General features: G+C 61.6%; 13 protein-coding genes and 3 pseudogenes. 8 read left to right on the top strand and 8 right to left on the bottom strand.

Annotated elements, in window-relative coordinates; all coding sequences use genetic code 11:
- Nucleotides 1-58: 58 nt before the first annotated feature.
- The 3 genes from QRN67_RS15385 to QRN67_RS15375 form a co-directional block, all read right to left on the bottom strand.
- On the bottom strand, nucleotides 59-2596 hold the full coding sequence (locus tag QRN67_RS15385) for a TonB-dependent siderophore receptor (RefSeq protein WP_285412455.1): 2538 nt from the start codon (nucleotides 2594-2596) through the stop codon (nucleotides 59-61).
- An 84-nt stretch (nucleotides 2597-2680) separates the two neighbouring features.
- Complete coding sequence (locus tag QRN67_RS15380; protein ID WP_285412454.1) at nucleotides 2681-3679, bottom strand: FecR family protein; 999 nt, start codon at nucleotides 3677-3679, stop codon at nucleotides 2681-2683.
- 1 nt (nucleotide 3680) lies between these two features.
- Nucleotides 3681-4193, bottom strand: a complete 513-nt coding sequence (locus QRN67_RS15375; RefSeq protein WP_081266517.1) for a sigma-70 family RNA polymerase sigma factor — start codon at nucleotides 4191-4193, stop codon at nucleotides 3681-3683.
- 159 nt (nucleotides 4194-4352) lie between these two features.
- Here QRN67_RS15375 and QRN67_RS15370 point away from each other — a divergent pair, with 159 nt between their 5' ends.
- From QRN67_RS15370 to QRN67_RS15335, 8 genes are all read left to right on the top strand, one after another.
- The gene (locus tag QRN67_RS15370; protein ID WP_172839788.1) at nucleotides 4353-5147 is read left to right on the top strand and encodes a DUF1266 domain-containing protein; all 795 of its coding nucleotides are present in this window, start codon (nucleotides 4353-4355) and stop codon (nucleotides 5145-5147) included.
- Nucleotides 5148-5244: 97 nt separating this feature from the next.
- Entirely contained in the window at nucleotides 5245-6171 is a 927-nt protein-coding gene (locus QRN67_RS15365; protein ID WP_285412453.1) for a protein NO VEIN domain-containing protein, read from the top strand.
- A gap of 609 nt (nucleotides 6172-6780) precedes the next feature.
- Complete coding sequence (locus QRN67_RS15360; RefSeq protein WP_285412452.1) at nucleotides 6781-7923, top strand: glycosyltransferase family 4 protein; 1143 nt, start codon at nucleotides 6781-6783, stop codon at nucleotides 7921-7923.
- Nucleotides 7924-7939: 16 nt separating this feature from the next.
- Nucleotides 7940-9163, top strand: a complete 1224-nt coding sequence (locus QRN67_RS15355) for a glycosyltransferase family 4 protein (protein ID WP_285412468.1) — start codon at nucleotides 7940-7942, stop codon at nucleotides 9161-9163.
- 23 nt (nucleotides 9164-9186) lie between these two features.
- Nucleotides 9187-10449 (top strand): FkbM family methyltransferase, encoded by a 1263-nt coding sequence (locus QRN67_RS15350; RefSeq protein WP_285412451.1) that lies wholly within the window; start codon nucleotides 9187-9189, stop codon nucleotides 10447-10449.
- Between the two features lie 6 nt (nucleotides 10450-10455).
- Nucleotides 10456-11655, top strand: coding sequence for a glycosyltransferase family 4 protein (locus QRN67_RS15345; RefSeq protein ID WP_285412450.1), 1200 nt, complete (start codon nucleotides 10456-10458; stop codon nucleotides 11653-11655).
- Between the two features lie 181 nt (nucleotides 11656-11836).
- On the top strand, nucleotides 11837-12820 hold the full coding sequence (locus QRN67_RS15340) for a UDP-glucuronic acid decarboxylase family protein (RefSeq protein ID WP_285412449.1): 984 nt from the start codon (nucleotides 11837-11839) through the stop codon (nucleotides 12818-12820).
- A complete protein-coding gene (locus QRN67_RS15335; RefSeq protein ID WP_285412448.1) occupies nucleotides 12817-14184 on the top strand; it encodes a UDP-glucose dehydrogenase family protein in 1368 nt (455 codons plus the stop codon). Before QRN67_RS15340 ends, QRN67_RS15335 begins: the two co-directional genes overlap by 4 nt.
- Nucleotides 14185-14263: 79 nt before the next feature.
- Here QRN67_RS15335 and QRN67_RS15330 read toward each other — a convergent pair.
- The 5 genes and pseudogenes from QRN67_RS15330 to QRN67_RS15310 form a co-directional block, all read right to left on the bottom strand.
- Nucleotides 14264-14889, bottom strand: a pseudogene (locus tag QRN67_RS15330) (IS3 family transposase); the annotation flags it as partial.
- A 33-nt stretch (nucleotides 14890-14922) separates the two neighbouring features.
- Nucleotides 14923-16025, bottom strand: a pseudogene (locus QRN67_RS15325) (IS3 family transposase).
- A 65-nt stretch (nucleotides 16026-16090) separates the two neighbouring features.
- A pseudogene (locus QRN67_RS15320) lies at nucleotides 16091-16589 on the bottom strand (transposase); the annotation flags it as partial.
- Nucleotides 16590-16721: 132 nt separating this feature from the next.
- Nucleotides 16722-18053, bottom strand: a complete 1332-nt coding sequence (locus QRN67_RS15315) for a sulfatase family protein (RefSeq protein ID WP_285412447.1) — start codon at nucleotides 18051-18053, stop codon at nucleotides 16722-16724.
- Nucleotides 18054-18079: 26 nt separating this feature from the next.
- On the bottom strand, nucleotides 18080-19078 hold the full coding sequence (locus QRN67_RS15310) for a Bug family tripartite tricarboxylate transporter substrate binding protein (protein ID WP_285412446.1): 999 nt from the start codon (nucleotides 19076-19078) through the stop codon (nucleotides 18080-18082).
- Nucleotides 19079-19129: the final 51 nt, after the last annotated feature.

The following is a 19129-nucleotide window of genomic DNA, read 5'->3' as shown; positions in this document are numbered from 1 at the left end:
GCAGCCGCCGACCGCAATGCCGCGTGGTTTGCCGCCGCCCGAGCGGCTTGGTGCCCTATCAGAACTTGTAGCGCGCCGTCAGCTGCACGTTGCGCGGCGCGCCGTACGTGCCCGAGTACCACCAGCCCGAAACCGACGAGATGTACTTGCGGTCGAACAAGTTCTGCACGTTGAGCGTGAGAGAGAGCTGATCGTTGACTTCGTACCGAGCCATCAGGCTGGCCACGGCATAGGCGCCCTGGCGTGCGGTGACCGTGCGTTCGATCTGCCAGGCCTCTCCCGTGTAGTAGAAGCCGCTGCTCCAGTCCACGCCGCCGCCCAGCGTGAGCCGCCGCCAGTCGCCGGGCATGCGATAGGTGGTCCACAGGCGAGCCATCTGGCGCGGAAAGGTGGTGTTGATGCGCTGGCCGTTGGGGTCCTTCGAGGTGCTGAAGTTGTAGGACGCAGCCACGTTCCAGCCGCGCGCCAGCGTGCCGTTGAGCTCCAGGTCGATGCCCCGCGTCGTCGCGCCCTTGATGGCGCGCGAGGCCGTGGTCGTGGTGCCCGGAACGAAGTAACCCGAGTCCGCCTCCGCGACGTTGTCCTGCTTGATCTGGTAGACGGCGGCGCTGCTAGTCACCCGGCCGTCGAGGAAGCTGCTCTTGATGCCGGCCTCGTACGTGTCGCCCTTTTGCGGATCGAGCAGCGCGCCCTTGCGGTCGACCGAGCTTTGCGGGTTGTAGATCGTGGCAAAGCTTGTGTAGAGCGTGTGGTTCTCGTTCAGGTCGTACAGCAGACCGGCATAGGGCGTGAACACGCGCCGCTCGGACGAAGGCGAGTTCGTGTGGTAGCCGTCGGTGGTGTCGGTGATGTAGTCGCTGTCGTAGTCAAGCAGCTTGCCGCCCACCACCAGCTTGAACTGGTCGCTCAGCTGGAGGCGGCCCGCGCCGTAGATGCTCTTTTGCCGCCGCGTGCTGTCGAAGGTGACGTAACGGTCCCCGAACACCGGCGTGCCCGTGTTGTTCCAGCTGTAGATGTTGACTGGCGCATTGCGCAGCCCCGAGATGTCGAAGCTGCCGTTGGTGAGGCTGCGGAAGTCGGTGTAGTCGGCGCCGATCACGGCTTCGTGCTGGCGGCCGAACAAGGTGAACGGGCCCGTCAGCTTCAGGTCCACCGTCTTGTTGCGCAGGTTGTAGTCGCGGCGCTCGGCGTTCAGGTTCAGTCCGTCGCCGGTGAACTTGTCGAAAAGGCTGCTGTTGACCGCCAGGTAGACCGAGTCTTCGCGCTGCTTCGAGCGCAGGTAGTTGGCCGAGAGCTTGAGCTTCCAGTCGTTGGCGAGCGACTGCTCCAGCGTCACGAAGCCGCTGGTCGAATTGGTGTTGAAGCGGTTGTCACGGCTCGCGCCGTTGAAGGACACCGGAAAGTCGACCTGCTCGCCGCTGCTGTTGAACAGCGGATAGCCCAGGTAAGACAGCGATCCGCGCGACCGGTTTTCCTGATGGTCGATGCCCGCGGTGAGCTTCAGCGTGGAGGTCAGGTCGGCTTCCACCACGCCGTAGAACACTTCTTTCTTCTTGCGGTAGTAGTCGATGTAGCTGTTGCCTTCCTGGTGCACCGCCACCATCCGGCCGCGCACGCTGCCCGATTCGTTCAGCGGGGTCGAGATGTCCAGCATGCCGCGCCGGTCGCCCCACGAGCCGACGCTGGCCTCCGCCACGCCCTGGAACGCGGCCGTGGGCTTCTTGCGCACCATGTTGATGATGCCGGACGGATCACCCGCCCCCGTGGTCAGGCCCGAGGCGCCGCGCATCACCTCGATGCGGTCGTACAGCGCCATGTCCGCGATGCTCTGCGTGGGCAGCGCATCCAGGCCCAGGAATTCGCTGTGCGTGCTGATCCCGTCGAGCTGGTAGTTGGTGATCGGGTAGCCCCGCGCACTGGCGCTGGTGCGCTCCGTGCCCAGCGTCGAGGTCGAGAGGCCCGGCGTGCGCGCCAGCACCTGGCCGATGCTGGTGAGGTTCTGGTCTTCCAGGCGCTGCTGCGTGATCACGCTGATCGACTGTGGCGTGTCCTTCAGGCTCAGTCCAAGGCCGGTGGCCGAACTGCTCGGCCCCCTGGCGGTGTAGGCACCAGTGCCTTCGGTGGTGCCAGTGCGGTCGGCCTGCGCCGTCACGCGCACCTCGGCCAGCGTGGAGCCCGCTTCAGGCGTGGACTGCAGCGCCGTGCTGCTTTCGGACGCGACCACCGTCAGCGTGCCGCTCGGTGTCTGCGCCAACGCGAGTCCGCTGCCGGCCAGCGCCTGCTGCGCCGCTTGCGCCACGGTCAGGCGCCCTTGCACCGCAGGCGCCCGGCGTCCGGCCACGAGCGCGGGTGCCGCACTGATGGTGCGGCCGCTCTGGCGGGCGATGCGTGCCAGCACGATGCCCAGCTCATCGGCGGGCAGCTTCCATGCCAGGGCGCCGTCGGTTGCAGCGGGAGCGCCCGGGGATGCGGTTGGCGCTTGCGCGAACGATGCGCTGCCGCATGCGAACAGTGCGGCCAGCGCCAGTGTGGCCTTGCGCGTCGGCAGGGGTGGGCCGGCCTTCGGGCGGGCCGGTGAAATAGGGGAGAGCGTCACGTCGGACATTCCTCGTCGGTTCTGTCTGGGTTGATCGGAGTGTTCAACCCTGTATGTCCCGCGAGGGTGCGAAAACCCGTCAGCTCATGCGTCGCGCACGTCCACGTACACAACCAGATCGCTCCAGCGGCGCACGCGCAGCGGCAGCGTGTCCACCAAGTCCTGCAACACCTGCATCGGCCGGTCCAGCGGGTAGACGCCGAAGACACGCACGCGCGCGGCCGCGGCGCTCACGCGCAACACGGCAGGCGTGTACGGGCGCAGCGCGTCCAGCACGTCGGCCAGCGGCTGGTCATGCACTTCCAGCACGCCCGCCGACCAGGCGCTGGGGTCGACACGCGTGGCGAAGACCGCTTCGACGCGGTCCGACTGCATCCACGCGCTGCTGCCTTGCTCCAACGCGATGCCGGCGCCTTCGTCGCCCGGGGCCAGCCGCACGCTGTGTTCCAGCACCGACACCAGCGTGCGCCCCTGTTCCTGCTGCACCATGAAGCGCGTACCCAGCGCGCGCACCGTGCCCTGCGCGGTCTGCACGACGAAGGGCCGCAGCGCGTCGGCCGCGACCTGGGCGATCAACGCGCCCGCGCGCAAGCGCACGAGGCGCTGCGTCGAGCTGAAATAGAGATCGGCCGACGAGCGCGCGTTGAGCAGCAGGTCGCTGCCGTCTTCCAGCGCGAAGCGCCGGCGCTCGGCCGTGCCCGTGTGCAGGTCGGTGGACCAGGCCATGAGCGGCATGCGCCGGTTGAACCAGATTCCGCCGCCAGCGGCCGTGAGCAAAGCCACCGCGGCGCTGCCCAGCAGTGCGCGACGGCCTGGGCGATGGCCCGCAGCCGTGCTCAGGGCGCGGACGCTGGGGGATGCATGGCCGTCGGCCTGCAACTGGCTCAACGCGGGCGAGATCCGCTGGTTCAAGCGCTGCTGCAGGTCCATCCATGCGGCGGAATGGGCTGGGGCCATGGCAAGCCACTGCGCGAAGGCCTGTTGGTCGCCATCGTTGCTGTGGCCCGAGTCGAGCCGCACCAGCCAGTCGATGGCCTGCTCGGTGACCGCATCGAGCGGCAGTGCATGGGCGTGCGCAGCCATCTCAGGCCTCCGCCTGCACCGGGCAGGTGTAGAGATGCACGATGGCCTGTTTCACATAGCGCTCGACCGAGGTGATCGAGATGCCCATGCGCGCCGCGATGTCGGCATGCGCCAGGCCCTCTAGCCGGCGAAGCAGGAAAGCCTCGCGTACCTTGGGCGGCAGGCCGTCGAGCCAGCGGTCGATGGTTTCGACCGCTTCGCGCACCAGCGCGTAGGTTTCCGGGGAGGGCGCCAGTTCCTGCGGTTGCGCTGCAAGTGCGTCGAGCCATGCGCGCTCCAGCTCGCGGCGGCGCCAGAAGTTGTAGAGCACCCGCTGCGCCAGCGTCGTCAGGTAGGCGCGCGGCTCCTGGATCGCCTGCGCCTGGCCGCCGCTGATGACGCGAACGAAAGTGTCTTGCGTCAGGTCGGCGGCCGTGTGGCCGTCGCCCAGCCGGCGCCGCAGCCAGCCTTGAAGCCAGTCGCGGTGCTCCCGGTAAAGCGCATCGATCGGGGCTGTCGCAGCGGGGGAAGGCATGGAACGAGAGTGCGGCAAATGAGAATTGCTCTCATTTTACCCGTGGCCCTCGGTATCCTGCCGCCCGTGCTGGTTAACATGTGCCGTTCCGCGGGCTGCGGCGTGCCCGCCACGCCAACCCGGTCCGCTTGGCTTCGATCACAGGGAGTTTCAATGGGGATGATGGATACCCTCGGCCACGCGCTGATGGACAACGACAAGCTTCACTTCGACACCGCCGAGGTGCTCACGGGCCAAGAGCAATGGCTGGTCACGCTCAGTGCGCCGCTGTCTGCTTTCAATGGCGACTTCGTGAACGCGGTGGCTACCGGCAAGGACAACGACGTGCTGCGCGAAGGCATCGCCGACGTCTGGAGCGTGCACGACCGCGCCAGCTTCGAGCAGACCGCCCGCTGGCTGGTCGACGAGGGCCAGCGCTCGGCCTACCGCCCGCTGTGGAATGCCGTGGCTGCCATCGACACCGCCACGCGGGAAACGCCCATGCTGCTGCGGATGGCCATGGAGGCCTTCTTTCCCGCGTTCTTCCAGATCAAGGCGCGCAAGAGCCTCGACTATCGCCAGCTCGCCGCGCAGAGCGGCAAGTCGACGCAGGAGCTGTCGGCGTTGATGACGGGCAGCCCGAGCTGGGTCGAGGCCCTGCGCAAGCACTTCCAGGTCTCCGCGGCCGACGTGCCCGACCTGGTCGCGTGGGACGCCGTGCGCCTTGCCAGCCTCTCGCGCTGGGCGGTGCAGCTCGGCTACATCGAGCGCGCCGAGTTCGCGGGCTTTGCCGGCGGCCTGGCCACCAAGGTGCGCGAGGCCTATTCCAGCTGGTCGCAGGTGAGCGCCGCATACATCGCGGGCGGGCTCATCTGGAAGTACTCCGATGCGCGCGAAGAGCATCTGCTTCGCACCAACCGAATGCTGCTCGGCGATGCGCGCAGCCCCTACCGCAGCGTGCCGTTCGCCGGCTGAAGCGGCGCCTGATGCGCCCACGCCCGCATCCACCGGCTGCCCTGCCGGTCGATGCGGCATACTCCCCACCCCCTCAAACTCACCAGAATTCCACTGAATGGACAAGGAAGTCGACCCCCGCGTACTCACTGTGATCGACGAGATGCGGCTCTCGGGCCCACGGCTCACACCGGTCGAGATCGTTGCAAAAATGGGTGTGTTCGACGCTCGAGACAAGCCCTTCGAGCATGCCTGGCTGGCCACCGGCGACAACATCATCGCCACCATCTGGGCCGAATGGGTGAACGTGGCCGCTAACGGGCGCTGGTTCTACCTCGAGTCGCTCGACGTGCACCACCGCGCCGGCGGCGGCGAACGCAACGCACAACAGATACAGCGCGCCAAAGACCGGCTCGCGCTGCTCAAGCGCAGCTATGACAGCGGCAGCGGCTTCCGCGCCGTGGTGCAGACCAACCGCATCGCCATCCTCGAAGTCGAGAGCAACAAGGACGCCAAGGTGTCCACCCGCGTGCGCGACGACGACGAATGGCACGTCGCCAGCTGGGAGCCCGAGCACAAGCTGGCCGTGCTTGTGCGCGGCCCGCAGGGCTGGACGCCCACCGACGCCGAAGTGCAGGCCGCCAGGGCGCGCGGCAACGTGCCGCAACCCATCTCGACCACGGCCAATGCGGGCGCGGCAGGCGGCGGCGACAACAAGGCATCGCCCGAACAGGTGCAGGCCGCGGCTCTCGAATACGTCGTCAAGCACTTCACCGGCTACGGCTACAAGGCCGAGAACATGACCGGCAAGGGCTTCGACCTCGAAGTGTCCAACGCCAAGGGCCAGACCCTGCTGCGCGTGGTCGTCAAGGGCACCGCGCCCGGCGTGCCCAGCTTCAAGCTCAGCAAGGAAGAAAGCGACTGCTCCAAGCGCGAGGCGCTGTGGCGCCTGCTGGTGGTGACCGACGCCGGCAGCGGCGTGGCGCAGCACAAGATCTACAAGCCGACGGAGATCAATTCGGCGCCTGGGTTTGATCCGGCTTGAATGAACGGATGTCCAGTCTTCGGGTTGCGATATCTGGAATCCACCAGTTAATTCGAGCCCCACTTAACAACCGATGGCGTACATCTCGCGATCAGTTGTTGCGCTGCGCGTCGCTGGCGACAATCTGGACCCGAAGAAAACAGCGCATTGCTGGGACGCATCCACCGCGTTCATATCGCAAAGGGTACGCCGTTGCTCCCGGACGCGCCCTGCGCATCGCCACCTTTGGGCATTGGCAACTGCACGCGAATGACACAGAGCAGCTCTGCCTCCTGAATTGTCACGCATACGAGTTCTTGCAATCCGGTAGGTGCCTATGCAAGACGTTCCTTAGGTAGCTCGTGCCACATGCTTGTCCGCGTTCGATGGCCTGTTGTAGCAGCGCGGAGTCGCCGAGTTTCATGAAAGGCCAGGGACAGGCTTGCCGTGAAACGGGCCAAGCCTAGAGCCAGCGCCACCTGAGAGAACCGCTGCTATGAAAATTTATGTTATGTCGAGTGTAAAAAAATGGAATGCTGGTCTGGAATTGCAAAAACGACATTAAGGGTGCCGAGATTTTGGAAGGGCTAACCTTGGCGTGAAATGATGCCCCTATACTCTCTCGACAAGATGATGACAAAGCTTCGAGTGTTGCATGCAAGTCCCACCTGGTTTTCTCCGACCAGCGTGGTGGGTGGTGGTGAGCGCTGGGTTGACAACGTCAGGTTGGCACTGTCTGCGGGCGCACCAGAGATCGAGCAAGCCATGGTTGCAATCGGCGAGGAGCCAGAGGTATCCCTCCGAGGCCAGTCGCTTGTTCGGGTGCTGCCAAATCAGAGAGGTTTAAGAACCCCGATGGATGCGGTTTCGTCCTATCTGTGGCGCGAGTTTGAAAATTTTGACGTCGTCCACGTGCATCAGTCTTTGACTGACTTCGGCGCATACGCATGCTGCGTGGCCGCTTCTCTTGGTAAGACTGTCGTCTTGACGGATCTGGGTGGGGGCGCTAGCCCCATCATGCTGCAAGGTGGACTCGCCATGGCCGACGGTATCGTCTCCATCTCGCGCTACGCCCACGCCATGATTGCGTCCTCGGTGCGAAGCGACTCTCTGATCATCAGTGGTCCGATCGACACCGACAAGTTTGTCCCAGCTGCAACGAAGCCGGCCAACCCCAGCGCGATCTGCGTGAGCCGAATAATGCCTCACAAGGGGATCGACCGACTTATCAAAGCGCTTCCTGCCGGCCTAAAGCTCAAGGTTGTCGGCAGGGTGTACCACGACGCTTACCGGGCTTTTCTGGGTGAGCTTGCTCGTGGGAAAGATGTGGAATTTATCCACGACGCCCAAGATGACGACTTGCTCGGCTTGTATCAGAGTTCGTCTGTTTTTTTGCAGGCTTCGTGCATCACCGATGTCTACGGAAGTGTTCAGCTTAAAACGGAGCTGATGGGATTGACAACGCTAGAAGCGATGTCCTGCGGATTGCCGGTTGTCGTTTCGTCGGATGGTGGGTCATTGCCCGAGTTGGTGACAGATGCGCAGTTTGGCGCAGTGTTCACGAACCAAGACGAGCTGCAGTCATTGCTCACGAGGCACATGGCAGGCTTCTGGCCTGTGACGACCGCATCCAGCGCCGCGCGGGCACACGTCATACAGGCTGCTGGACTGGTCGGCTATGGTCAACGACTTGGCACCTTCTATGCAAAAGTGCACGCGCAAAAAATAAAAAGTCTACAGGGGAAGTCGGTTGCGCATTCTTATTCTCAGTAATCTCTTCCCTCCCTATGTGCTAGGAGGTTATGAAATAGCCTGCGAGGCTGTGGCGCGTGCGCTGAGGCAGCGTGGTCACGATGTGGTCGTACTCGCAGCCAGAGCTCCGTTTGCGACCCCGCAAGATCCCGATTGGCTTAAGCGTGTCTTCGTGCTGCGCGCCTATGGGCCTGTTGAGCCCCATACGGCCGAGTTAATCGAGGGCAAAGCCTATGAGATGGGGAGTTCCATCTACGCCAACTCGGCGACGCTACTGGACTTTTTGAAGAGCTTCGAGCCGGATGTGGTGTATGCGTGGCACATTTGGGGCATCGGCGGCATGGCATTGCTTGATCTGCTCCAGCAAGTTGACGCGCCATGGCTGATGCACTTGATGGATACGATCCCCACGTATCTCCTGGGGGGAGTCAAACCCGTCGCCTCTTCGCTTTTTGCCCGCCACGAGGTATCACTTCTTGATGATGCCCATACGATCGCGATGAGCGAGCATGTGCTAGCGGAAATCCGTGAAACAACCGGTGTACAGTTCAAGAAGAAGCCTAAGGTCATTCCAGGATGGGTGGACATGTCCCTCGTCCGTCGTAGGACGAACTACATGGAGGGCGGACAGCTTCGCATGGTCGCCGCAGGCTCGCTGGGGGCTCATAAAGGGATAGGAATCATCGTACTTGCCTGTGCGTTGCTCGTGAAGGCAGGCCACACGAATTTCAGAGTTGATATCTATGGTTTCGGGGCTGCCGAGCCGTGGTTGCTTTTGGCCGCGCAGCACAACATCAGTGAATATCTAAATTTCCTGGGCGCTCGCACACAAAAGGAAATCATGGCGCTTCTGCCCGAGTACGACGTATTCCTTTTTCCGACGCACAGCAGAGAGCCATTTGGCTTTGCGCCGATCGAGGCCGCAGCGTGCGGCGTAGTGCCCATCGTCACGCGGGACGCGGGCTGCAACGAGCGGCTGGTCGACGCAGTGCATGCCCTGAAAATCGATCGCACGCCCGAGTCTCTCGCGAAGGCGATCGAGCAGTTCCTTGAGAACCCGGGTAATCTCGAATGCATCGGCCAGCGCGCCGCGCGCATGGTCACAAGCGACTTAAGCTTTGAGCATTGCATGGACAGCATCGAATGCGCATTGAGTGACATTTGCCGTCCCTGGAATCGCCAAGCACTTCATCAAGCACGTTTGCCCAGTGCGCTGTTTGCCAAGCACATGCTTGGCGAGCACTTTACCGCCCGTCCCTGAACCACCCACCCTCAATTATTGAAATGACCGATCTCTACGCGTTGAAGCAGGCGGGACATAGTTCCACGGCGCGAGCATGGCTCACGAACCCTGTCAGATCAGCGCTTTTAATGGTCGCGCGACCGTTCTTCGCGCGGCTCCTGTCAGACATGCAAGCTTTGCGTGAGGAAAATGCTGTGCTTAACCAGCGGTTAACCACCGTGGCAAGCGCTGCTTCGCAGATCGCCGTCAGCGCCACTTCGCAAGTCGTCGTCAGTGCGACGGACGAAGAGTTGCGCCACCTCGCCCGTATGTTCGACTCCCTGCGCAAAGACCAGATGGCCTGCAATCACCGGCTCGGCAGCTTGGAGGACAGCGTGGAAGATGGCAAGGCTCAGTGGCGCGAGGCCTCGCAATTGGCTCAGGTTTGGCGTGAGCAAGACCAGCGGTCGCAGGCCTATCAGGATTTGCTGAGCACCCGTGTGGACGCCCTCGAACACGACGTTGCGAGCGAGCGCACCAAAGCGACGGGCATCTTGACGCTGGCGCGCAACACCCCCATGGCCGTGTTCGGCACGTCGCTCGTATTGCACGACGGACCCTATGGGCGCTTTGTCCTACGTCAGCCCGATCTGATAAGTGATTACATCCTTGGTGGGGCGTTCTGGGATTCGCATCTCAAGAAAATCATTGAGGACGCCACGGCGGCCGATCGCACCGCCATCGATGCCGGCTCCTATCTTGGTTTTCACAGCGTCTACATGTCTCGGTTCTTCCGAACCGTTTATGCGTTTGAGCCGCAGGTCGAGATCTACCGAATGCTATGCGCCAATCTTCTTTTGAATGGGTGTCACAACGTTGTGGCTAGCAACCACGCTTTGTACGATTCGCCCGGTCACATGCGTCTGGCAGACGGTGTTTCACAGGAGATCGCGGTTCCCGCGCGTGATGGAGAAGTCGACTACGACCACATCGGAAATGCGGCGGCCATGTCCTTCCAGCTTGCCCAGAAGTCTGAGCCGAGTGCGGTGGAGTCTCGCACGATTGATCAAATGGAGTTGCCGGATGTTGCACTCATCAAGGTCGACACTCAGGGCAGCGATCTTCGCGTTCTCCAAGGCGCGCGCCGCACGCTAATGCGTTGCAAGCCAGTCATTGCCGCGGAATATGAACGAGAGCTCGCGAGGAATCACGGGTCGTCGCTGGAGGACTTCTATTCTTTTTTCAGCGCTATTGGCTACGACGTGGCGACAGTGCGCGAGCAGAGCGATGGCAAACAGCTTGACCTGCTTGCTACCCCGCGCTAGTCCCATATGCGCATCTTGATTTTCGGCCCGTGGGCTATTACGCGCGCTCGTCACGGAGGCCAGATCCGCGCCGCCAATATCGTGAGTGCGTACCGGGCGGCAGGCCATGACGTAAAGTTTATCGGCATCTACGACCCCAACAACGTCCCGCCACTCGATACGACCCGCGACGATGTGCCCATTGACGCTACGGTCATGCAATTCGTGCACGCTTCCGGGGTGCCATGGCAGATCTCGCTGTGGCGCTCTTTTGCAGAGTGCAAGGTACTTTTTGAGCGTTTTGTGGCTATAGTGCGCGACTTCAAACCCGATGTCGTGCAGTTCGAGGAGCCCTACATGTGGCCGCTCGTTCGAACCTTGAGGGATTCAAGCCATCTGCGTGACGTTCGGATCATTCATTCTTCCTACAACTTCGAGACTGAATACAGGCGCGAACTGAGCCGCATCGCTGGTCACTTTGACGAAGCGGTACTGTTGGATGTTGCCCAGCAGGAAGAGCAGATCGCGCGGGAGTGCGATCTGGTTATCACAGTCTCAGATGACGACGCCCGCAGCTTTCGGGCGCTGGGAGCATCTCGTGTGATCGTTGCGCGAAACGGTAGCTCTCGTGTTTTGCCTTGTAAGACCGCGATCCGTGCGGTGAATGACTATCTGGGAGCGCAATCGTTTGCGCTGTTTGTCAGTTCGGCCCATCCTCCAAACGCACAAGGATTGCTTCAATTCGTGGAAGGCATCGAGCAGCCGTTGCCCGGCAAGCTCATCATCTGCGGCGCGGTCTTCAAATTGCTTGAGAGCCAACGGAGAAAGCATCGTCTTTTGCGCGATGCGGAAATCTGGGGCATGGTCGACCCGGAAGTGCTGCAGGCTCTGCTGGCTCGAGCCAGCGTCGTGATTTTGCCTAAGACAAGCGGCGGCGGCTCCAACCTGAAGACTTCCGAGGCGCTCTTGTCGGCGCGCCCGGTGGTTGCAACCCGTTTTGCATTCACTGGTTTCGAGGATTGGCAGGATCTGCAAGGCGTTTGGATCGAGGACGAACCGATCATGTTTTGGCGTCGCGTGGCCGAGCAACTTCGCAGCGAGAGAGATCCATCGTCAACTTGGCATGAGAGCGCTTTCGAGCGAAGAAACCATTTGCTGTGGGAGGCGTGTCTCGTTCCCATGGTCGACGCATTAGCGCAAGACTTGGTAACAGGCGCTGCGAGCTAATGCTTGGCGAATGGTCCTGCATTTCAGTCGCTTTCCGGCATTGTGCCGGGTCTGCACCTTTCTGATTTGAACGCGGCTGCATCATGCGCAATTAGGCGGTACGGAAATCGAGCCTGGCACTGTTTGATTGTTCACGAGGCGAGGCTGGCCTGTCGCCTCCATACTTTTATTGATATACACAATGCGTAATTACAACCCGACAAAACGCGTGCTTGTCACGGGTGGCGCCGGATTTCTCGGCAGTCATTTATGTGAACGTCTAGTTGCACAAGGGCATGATGTCTTGTGTGTAGACAATTTCTTTACGGGCACCAAAACCAATATTGCCCATCTGCTTGACAATCCGCAGTTCGAATTGCTTCGTCATGACGTGACCTTCGCGTTGCATGTTGAAGTCGACGAGATCTACAACTTGGCTTGTCCGGCCTCGCCGATTCATTACCAGCACGACCCAGTTCAAACAACCAAGACGAGCGTGCTCGGTGCAATCAACATGCTGGGGTTAGCCAAACGTCTCGGCGCGAAGATCTTGCAGGCATCCACGAGCGAAGTTTATGGCGACCCAGAGGTGCATCCCCAGGTGGAAGCATATTGGGGGCGGGTGAATCCGATCGGGATTCGAAGTTGCTACGATGAAGGCAAGCGCTGCGCAGAAACACTTTTCTTTGATTACCACCGCCAACACGATTTGCGCATAAAGGTAGCGCGAATCTTCAACACGTTTGGCCCGCGCATGCACATGAATGATGGAAGGGTGGTTTCTAATTTCATCGTGCAGGCACTTCGCGGAGAGGACATCACGATCTATGGTGACGGGCAACAAAGCCGTAGCTTCTGTTTCGTTGATGACTTGATCGAAGGAATTGTGCGCTTGATGGGAACCACAGATGAATTTACGGGGCCCTTAAATATCGGCAATCCGGGCGAATTCACTATGTTGGAGCTAGCCAAGCGGGTGCTTGCGCTGACAGCTTCCAAAAGTAAAATCGTGCAATTGCCCTTGCCCGCAGACGATCCCAAACAGCGTCGCCCGGACATCTCACTAGCAGCTCGCACGCTTTCAGGCTGGAAGCCGCAGACCCAATTGGACGAGGGCCTCATGAAAACCATCGCTTACTTCGATCAGCTCTTGTCTAGTATGAACTCAGCAGCCTTGCCGTCATGAATGTCACCATCATCGGAACAGGTTACGTCGGACTGGTTACTGGGGTTTGCCTTGCCGATCTTGGCAACCACGTGTTCTGCCTGGACTTGAACCCTGCAAAAGTCGCATTGCTGAGCTCGGGAGGTATGCCCATCTATGAGCCCGGGCTCGAACAGCTGTTGAAAAACAATATTCGGGCCGGACGCATTGAGTTTTCTACGGATGCGCGCGCTGCTGTCCAACATGCTAGTGTGCAATTCATCGCCGTTGGAACGCCCTCGGACGAAGATGGTTCAGCTGATTTGCAGCACGTACTGGCTGCGGCGCGCTCCATCGGACAGGAAATGCGCGACTTCAAGGTCGTTGTGAACAAGTCTACGGTTCCTGTAGGAACTGCGGACAAGGTTCGAGAGGTGCTGAAGCATGAGCTGCGCGTGCGCGGGATGTCGGAAGACTTCGCCGTTGTCAGCAACCCCGAATTCCTCAAAGAGGGGGCTGCTGTGGAAGATTTCATGCGTCCTGATCGAATCGTGTTGGGCGTGGATGACGATCTGCGGGGACAGGATGCATTGGCTCTAATGCGTAAGCTCTACGCGCCATTTAACCGCAACCATGAACGCATGCGAGTCATGGATGTGAAATCAGCAGAGTTCACCAAATACGCTGCCAACGCCATGCTCGCTACTCGCATCAGCTTTATGAACGAGCTTGCGAACCTGGCCGACGAGGTCGGCGCGGATATCGAGATGGTGCGGCAAGGCATAGGGTCAGATCCTCGCATCGGTTACAGTTTTCTATATGCTGGAGCAGGTTATGGCGGCAGCTGTTTTCCGAAAGACGTCAAAGCGCTTATAAAAACGGCAGTGGAGCATGGCAAGCGACTGCAAATACTGGAGTCAGTCGAGGAGGTGAATGCGGTCCAGAAAAATGTTGTGATCGACAAGGTTTTCTCGCGATTCGGTGCTGACTTGCGCGGACGCAAATTCGCAGTCTGGGGCCTCGCATTCAAGCCAAATACCGATGATATGAGAGAAGCGCCCAGTCGAGGCCTTATCGCCGCGCTGTTACGAGCTGGGGGTGCTGTTGCGGCGCATGATCCAGTAGCTCTGGATCAGGCGCGCGCGGCGTTGTCCGATGACTTGGTGGACTTCGATCTAAAGAATAATCAACTTCAATTTGTCAGCGACGAGATGGAGGCGCTTCATGCAGTCGATGCGTTGATTGTGATGACTGAATGGAAAGTATACAGAAGTCCTGACTTCGTCGCATTAAAGTCTCTGATGGCAAGTGCCATTATTTTCGATGGGCGCAATATTTATGAACCCAGTGTGATGAAAGAGGCGGGGTTCGAATACTTAGGCATCGGACGTAATTTTTGCAGTTAATTATTTACGTGCGCAGGCCACCTTGACCTACCCCCTTTAGACGTGCCAATGTTTAGTTAGCGAGTCCAAGGTGTGGAGACTACTTGATCTCCGGTGATTGCCTTGCATCGCCAGCGCGCTGGCGATGCAAGGCTGCGAAGCTGGCCGGCGAGATGCGCCCCAGTGAGCTGTGGGGCCGCACCTCGTTGTAGTCGCGCCGCCAGCGGGTTATTTCCTGACGGGCCTGCGCCAGCGTCTCGAACCATTGCTCGTTCAAGCACTCGTCCCTGAACTTGCCGTTGAAGCTCTCGACGTAGGCGTTCTGGGTCGGGCATCCGGCATCGTTGAGCAGATGCAGAACGCCGCGTGCCGCTGCCCACTCCATGAAGGCCCGACTGGTGAACTCTGGCCCCTGATCGGTGCGGATGGCCAGCGGGTAGCCGCGGAACTGGGCTGCCTGGTCCAGCAGGCACACGACGTACTCGCACCCATGCCGTGGTCCACCGCGATGTCCACGCACTCGCGGCTGAAGTCATCGACCACCGTCAGGCACTTGATGCGCCGACCGTTGGCCAGCGCGTCCATCACAAAGTCTGCGCTCCAGCTGTCATTGACGTGCTGGCCGGCTGTCAGAGGCTGGCGCTCGCCCGTGGCGCGTTTGACCTTGCGGCGCTTGCGCTCCGACAGGTTGGCCAGCTTGTACAGGCGCCACACACGTTTGTGGTTCTGACCTGCTCGGTCTAATCGAGACAGTTTTTCCTAGAAGACGGCGGGTTGCAGTTCTTTGCGGAGTTCCAGTTTGAACTCTGCCGGGGTCAAGTATTGCAGGCTGCTGTGGGGACGTACCTCGTTGTAGTGATTGCGCCAGGCTTCGATCAGGACAGCAGCTTCGCGGCGAGAGCGGAACCACTCGATGGACAAACACTCGTCGCGGAACTTGCCGTTGAAGCTCTCGTCGGTGCCGTTCTGCCAAGGCTTTCCGGGATCGTTGAGCACGGTGGCAATGCCCGCGCCCGAGATCCACTCCAGGATGGCCTGGCTGACAAACTCCGGCCCGTTGTCCGAACGCATGAACAGCGGCGCACCATGCAAGCTCACCAAGCGCGACAGCACCTCGATCACCCGCTTGGAGCGGATGGCCCCGGCCACATCGATGGCCAGGCACTCGCGGGTGTACTCGTCCACCACGGTCAGGCACTTGATCTGCTGACCGCTGGCCGTGGTGTCGAAGACGAAGTCGTACGCCCAGACCATGTTGGCCATCAACGGCGTGTGGATGCGCGGGCGCTGCGAGGCAATGCGCTTTCGCGGCCGTTTCCGGGGCACCAGCAGGCCCGCCTGACGCCACAGCCTGTGCGTGCGAGACCAACTCAGCTCGAAGCCCCTGCGGCGCAGAAATACGCGAATGCGGCGATAGCCTTAGCGCGGATACTGGGCTGAGAGTGCCTTCATCGCCGCGAGCACCAGTGCATCTTTGGCGGGCAGGCGCAGCTCATAGCTGGGCGTGGCGCGTGACATACCGATGAGCCCGCAGGCACGACGCAGACTCAGGCCCCGTGCGCGCACGAAGGCCAGTTGCTCGCGCCGAGCCAGTGGGCTGACCATTTTTTTGCGTTGATCTCCGTGAGGATCTCGAGGTCCAGATCTCTCTCGGCAAGGAGCTTCTTCAGCCGGCTGTTCTCAAGCTCTAGGGCCTTCAGACGCTTGACGTCGGCCGCTTCCATCTGGCCGAAGTGTTTGCGCCAGGCATAGATGGTGGCGTCGCTGACCTTGTGCTTTTTGGCGGCCTCGGCCACCGTCGTGCGATCTGCTTCGCGCAGGATCGTGACCATTTGCTCTTCTGAAAATTGACTCTTCTTCATGGGCTCCTCTTCGGGCGGGAGCCATCTTCCTAGAAATCAATGTCTCGGAGAAAGCGGGCAGGTCAGTTCACTTGGTGGCCTTCAAGACTCAACAGGTCGTGGATGCGCCGATAGCCAAAGCGCCGGCGCTCGTGCGCTAACTCGACGATGCGCGTGCTCGGGCTGGCCGTGGACTCGTTCATGCTGGGCGGCTCCCGGTAGCTGGTTCTGGACAACCCCGCATAGCGACAGGCGCGGCGCTCGCTAATGGACAGTTCCTGACCATCCTGGCAGCGGCCTCGCGCCTGGCCTGCGGGGTCAGCGCTTTACCCCGAAGCCCACCTTCAGCGCTTCGATGTGCACGTGGGCCTCTGCCAGCAGCTTCTTGAGCTTGGCGTTCTCGCTCTCGATCTCGCGCAGCCGCGTGGCTTCGCTGGCCTGCATGCCGCCGAACTTGGCTCGCCACTTGTAGAACGTCGCATCGCTGAAACTGCCCAGGCGACACAGCTCCTTGACCGGCATGCCGCCCTCGGCCTGCTTGAGAAAACTGATGATCTGTTCGTCGGTGAATCTGCTCTTCTTCATGTCCGTTCTTCCTCTGAAAACGGACTCTACTAACCTTCAACTGGTATGCCCTATGGGGAGCAGGTCAAACAAGGCCACGCGAGTATTTCGGTTCTCCCGATAGTCGCTATGTAGAGGGGCCTTGTCACAGGTCTATCGCTGCGGCATATCCTTCACAGAGTACCCAAGACTCACAGTCGCATCCTCCGGAATAGCCGGCATAGTCGCATTCCAAGCCGCCCAATCCGCCCGCATAGCAGCGAGTCGTTCAGGCTCCTTCTTCGCCAGATTGGCCCGCTCGCGTTCATCCCCGGGGATGTTGAACAGGTACTCGTTCCCGTCCACCTTCAGGTACTTCCAGTCGCCGTCGCGCAGCGCTTCCTGTCCGCGATGGTTCATGCGCCAGTGCAGCGGGCGGCGGAAGCTCTTCGACGCGTCCTTGAGCACGGGCATCAGCGAAACGCCGTCCAGCGGATAGTCCGGGTGCGCCGCCACGCCGGCTGCGTCGAGCATGGTGGCGGACCAGTCCATGGTCATGCACAGCTGCGGGCTTTCGCCGCCCTTGCCGATCACGGCGGGCCAGTGGGCGATCCATGGCACGCGGATGCCGCCTTCGGTCAGGTCCATCTTGCCGCCCACCAGCGGCCAGTTGTCGGAGAAGCGTTCGCCGCCGTTGTCGCTGGTGAACACCACCAGGGTGTTGTCGGCCATGCCGTGCTTTTCCAGCGCGGCCATGATCCAGCCGATGCCTTCGTCCATGTGATGGATCATGCGGCGGTACACATGAATGTTGCCGCCGGCCAGGTCGAAGAGGTTGTCCTTGATGTTCGGCGCCTTGGCCGCGTCGTCGCGGGTTTCCCACGGCCAGTGGGGCGCGGTGTAGTGCAGGCTCAGGAAGAAGGGCGCGTCGTCCTCTTTCTTCTGGAGTTCTGCCATGCGGTCGACGTAGTCGACTGCGCGCCTGGAGAGGATGTCGGTGAGGTAGCCCTCTTCAACCTTGTCTTCTTCGCCGAACCACAGGTCGTGGCGGCCGGTGGAGTCGCAATGCGTGAAGTAGTCGACGCCGCCCGACATGGGCCCGAAGAACTCGTCGTACCCCGAGCGCAGCGGCCCGAAGCTGGGCGGGTAGCCCAGGTGCCATTTGCCGATGAGGGCGGTCTGGTAGCCGCTGGCCTTCAGCAACGAGGGCAGGGTGGGGTGGTCGGTGGGCAGGCCCAGGGTGGTGCTGCCGCGGCTCTTGCTGTTGATGGGCTCTTCGGCCGCGCCGCGCAGGCGGTACTGGTAGCGGCCGGTGATCATGCCGAAGCGCGTGGGCGAGCACACGGGCGAATTGGCATAGCCCTGGGTGAGCTTCAGGCCGTTGGCGGCCAGGCCGTCGAGCACGGGCGACACGGGGCCGAACGCGGCGTCGCGCCCGCCGTAGCAGCCGAGGTCTGCATAGCCGAGGTCGTCGGCCACGATGAAGATGATGTTGGGTCTGGTCATATATCTCCTGGAGTTCTTTTTCTTCTTCAGGGCTGGTAGCCGGACTTCTGGACCACGGGCGCCCACTGCGTGCGGTAGGCCTTCAGCATGGCCACGGTCTGCGCCTGGGTGCTGACCACGGGCGTCATGCCGGAGTCCTTGAACTTGCGTTGGGTGTCCGGGTCTTGCATGACTTCGCGGATGGCGGTGGCCAGTTGCTCGACCTTGGCCTTGGGCATGGTGGTCGGGGCAAAGAATGTGTTCCAGCCGGTGGCGGCCAGGTCGAGGCCGGCTTCCTTGAAGGTGGGAATGTTCGGCGCGAACGGCGAGCGCTTGGCGCCCGACAGTGCCAGGATGCGCAGCTTGCCCGCCGTGTGCTGCGGCAGTACCACGTCTTCGGTGTCGACGGCAATGGGCACCTGCCCGCCGATCAGGTCGTTCAGCAGCGGCGCGGAGCCGCGGTAGCCGATCACCTGGGTCTGCACCTTGGCCTTCTCGCCCACCATGAGGCCGAAGAAGTGCGGCAGGCTGCCGGTGGCGGGCACGCCCACGTTGGCTTGGTCGGGGTTGGCGCGCATCCATGCGAGCAGGTGGCTCAGTTCGCGCACCGGCAGGGTGGGCGACACGGCGAGCGCGAAGTCGTAGTCGTTGACGTGCGACACGGGCACGAAGTCGCGGTCGGGGTCGTAGTTGTTGTCCTTGAAGACCAGCGGCGCCACCACCATGACGGCGGGGTTGGCGAGCATCAGCACGTTCTGGTTGGCCGGCGTGACCTTCACCTGCTGCGCCGCGAGGCGGCCACCCGCGCCGGGCTTGTTGTCGACGATGACCGCCACGCCCAGCTTGGTGCCGAGCTTGTCGGCCACCACGCGCGCCACGCGGTCGGTGGCGCCGCCGGGCGCATAGCCGACCACGATGTGCAGCGGGGTGTCCAGCTTGGCCTGGGCGGCGGCACCGGTGGCAAAAGCCGCCGTGAAGCCGGCTACGGCCAGCATGCCGACGAGGCGGTGGGTGGCGCGGCGGGTGAGGGAGTGGGTCGGCAGCATGATGTGCAGGTCCTTGTCTTCTTCGGTTCAGGCAATGGCCAATGAGTGTGA

This window comes from Variovorax sp. efr-133-TYG-130, from assembly GCF_030208835.1.
Classification (GTDB): domain Bacteria; phylum Pseudomonadota; class Gammaproteobacteria; order Burkholderiales; family Burkholderiaceae_C; genus Variovorax.
The sequence above is the reverse complement of the archived record's forward strand: the minus strand, read 5'-3'. Positions and strand labels throughout refer to the sequence as shown.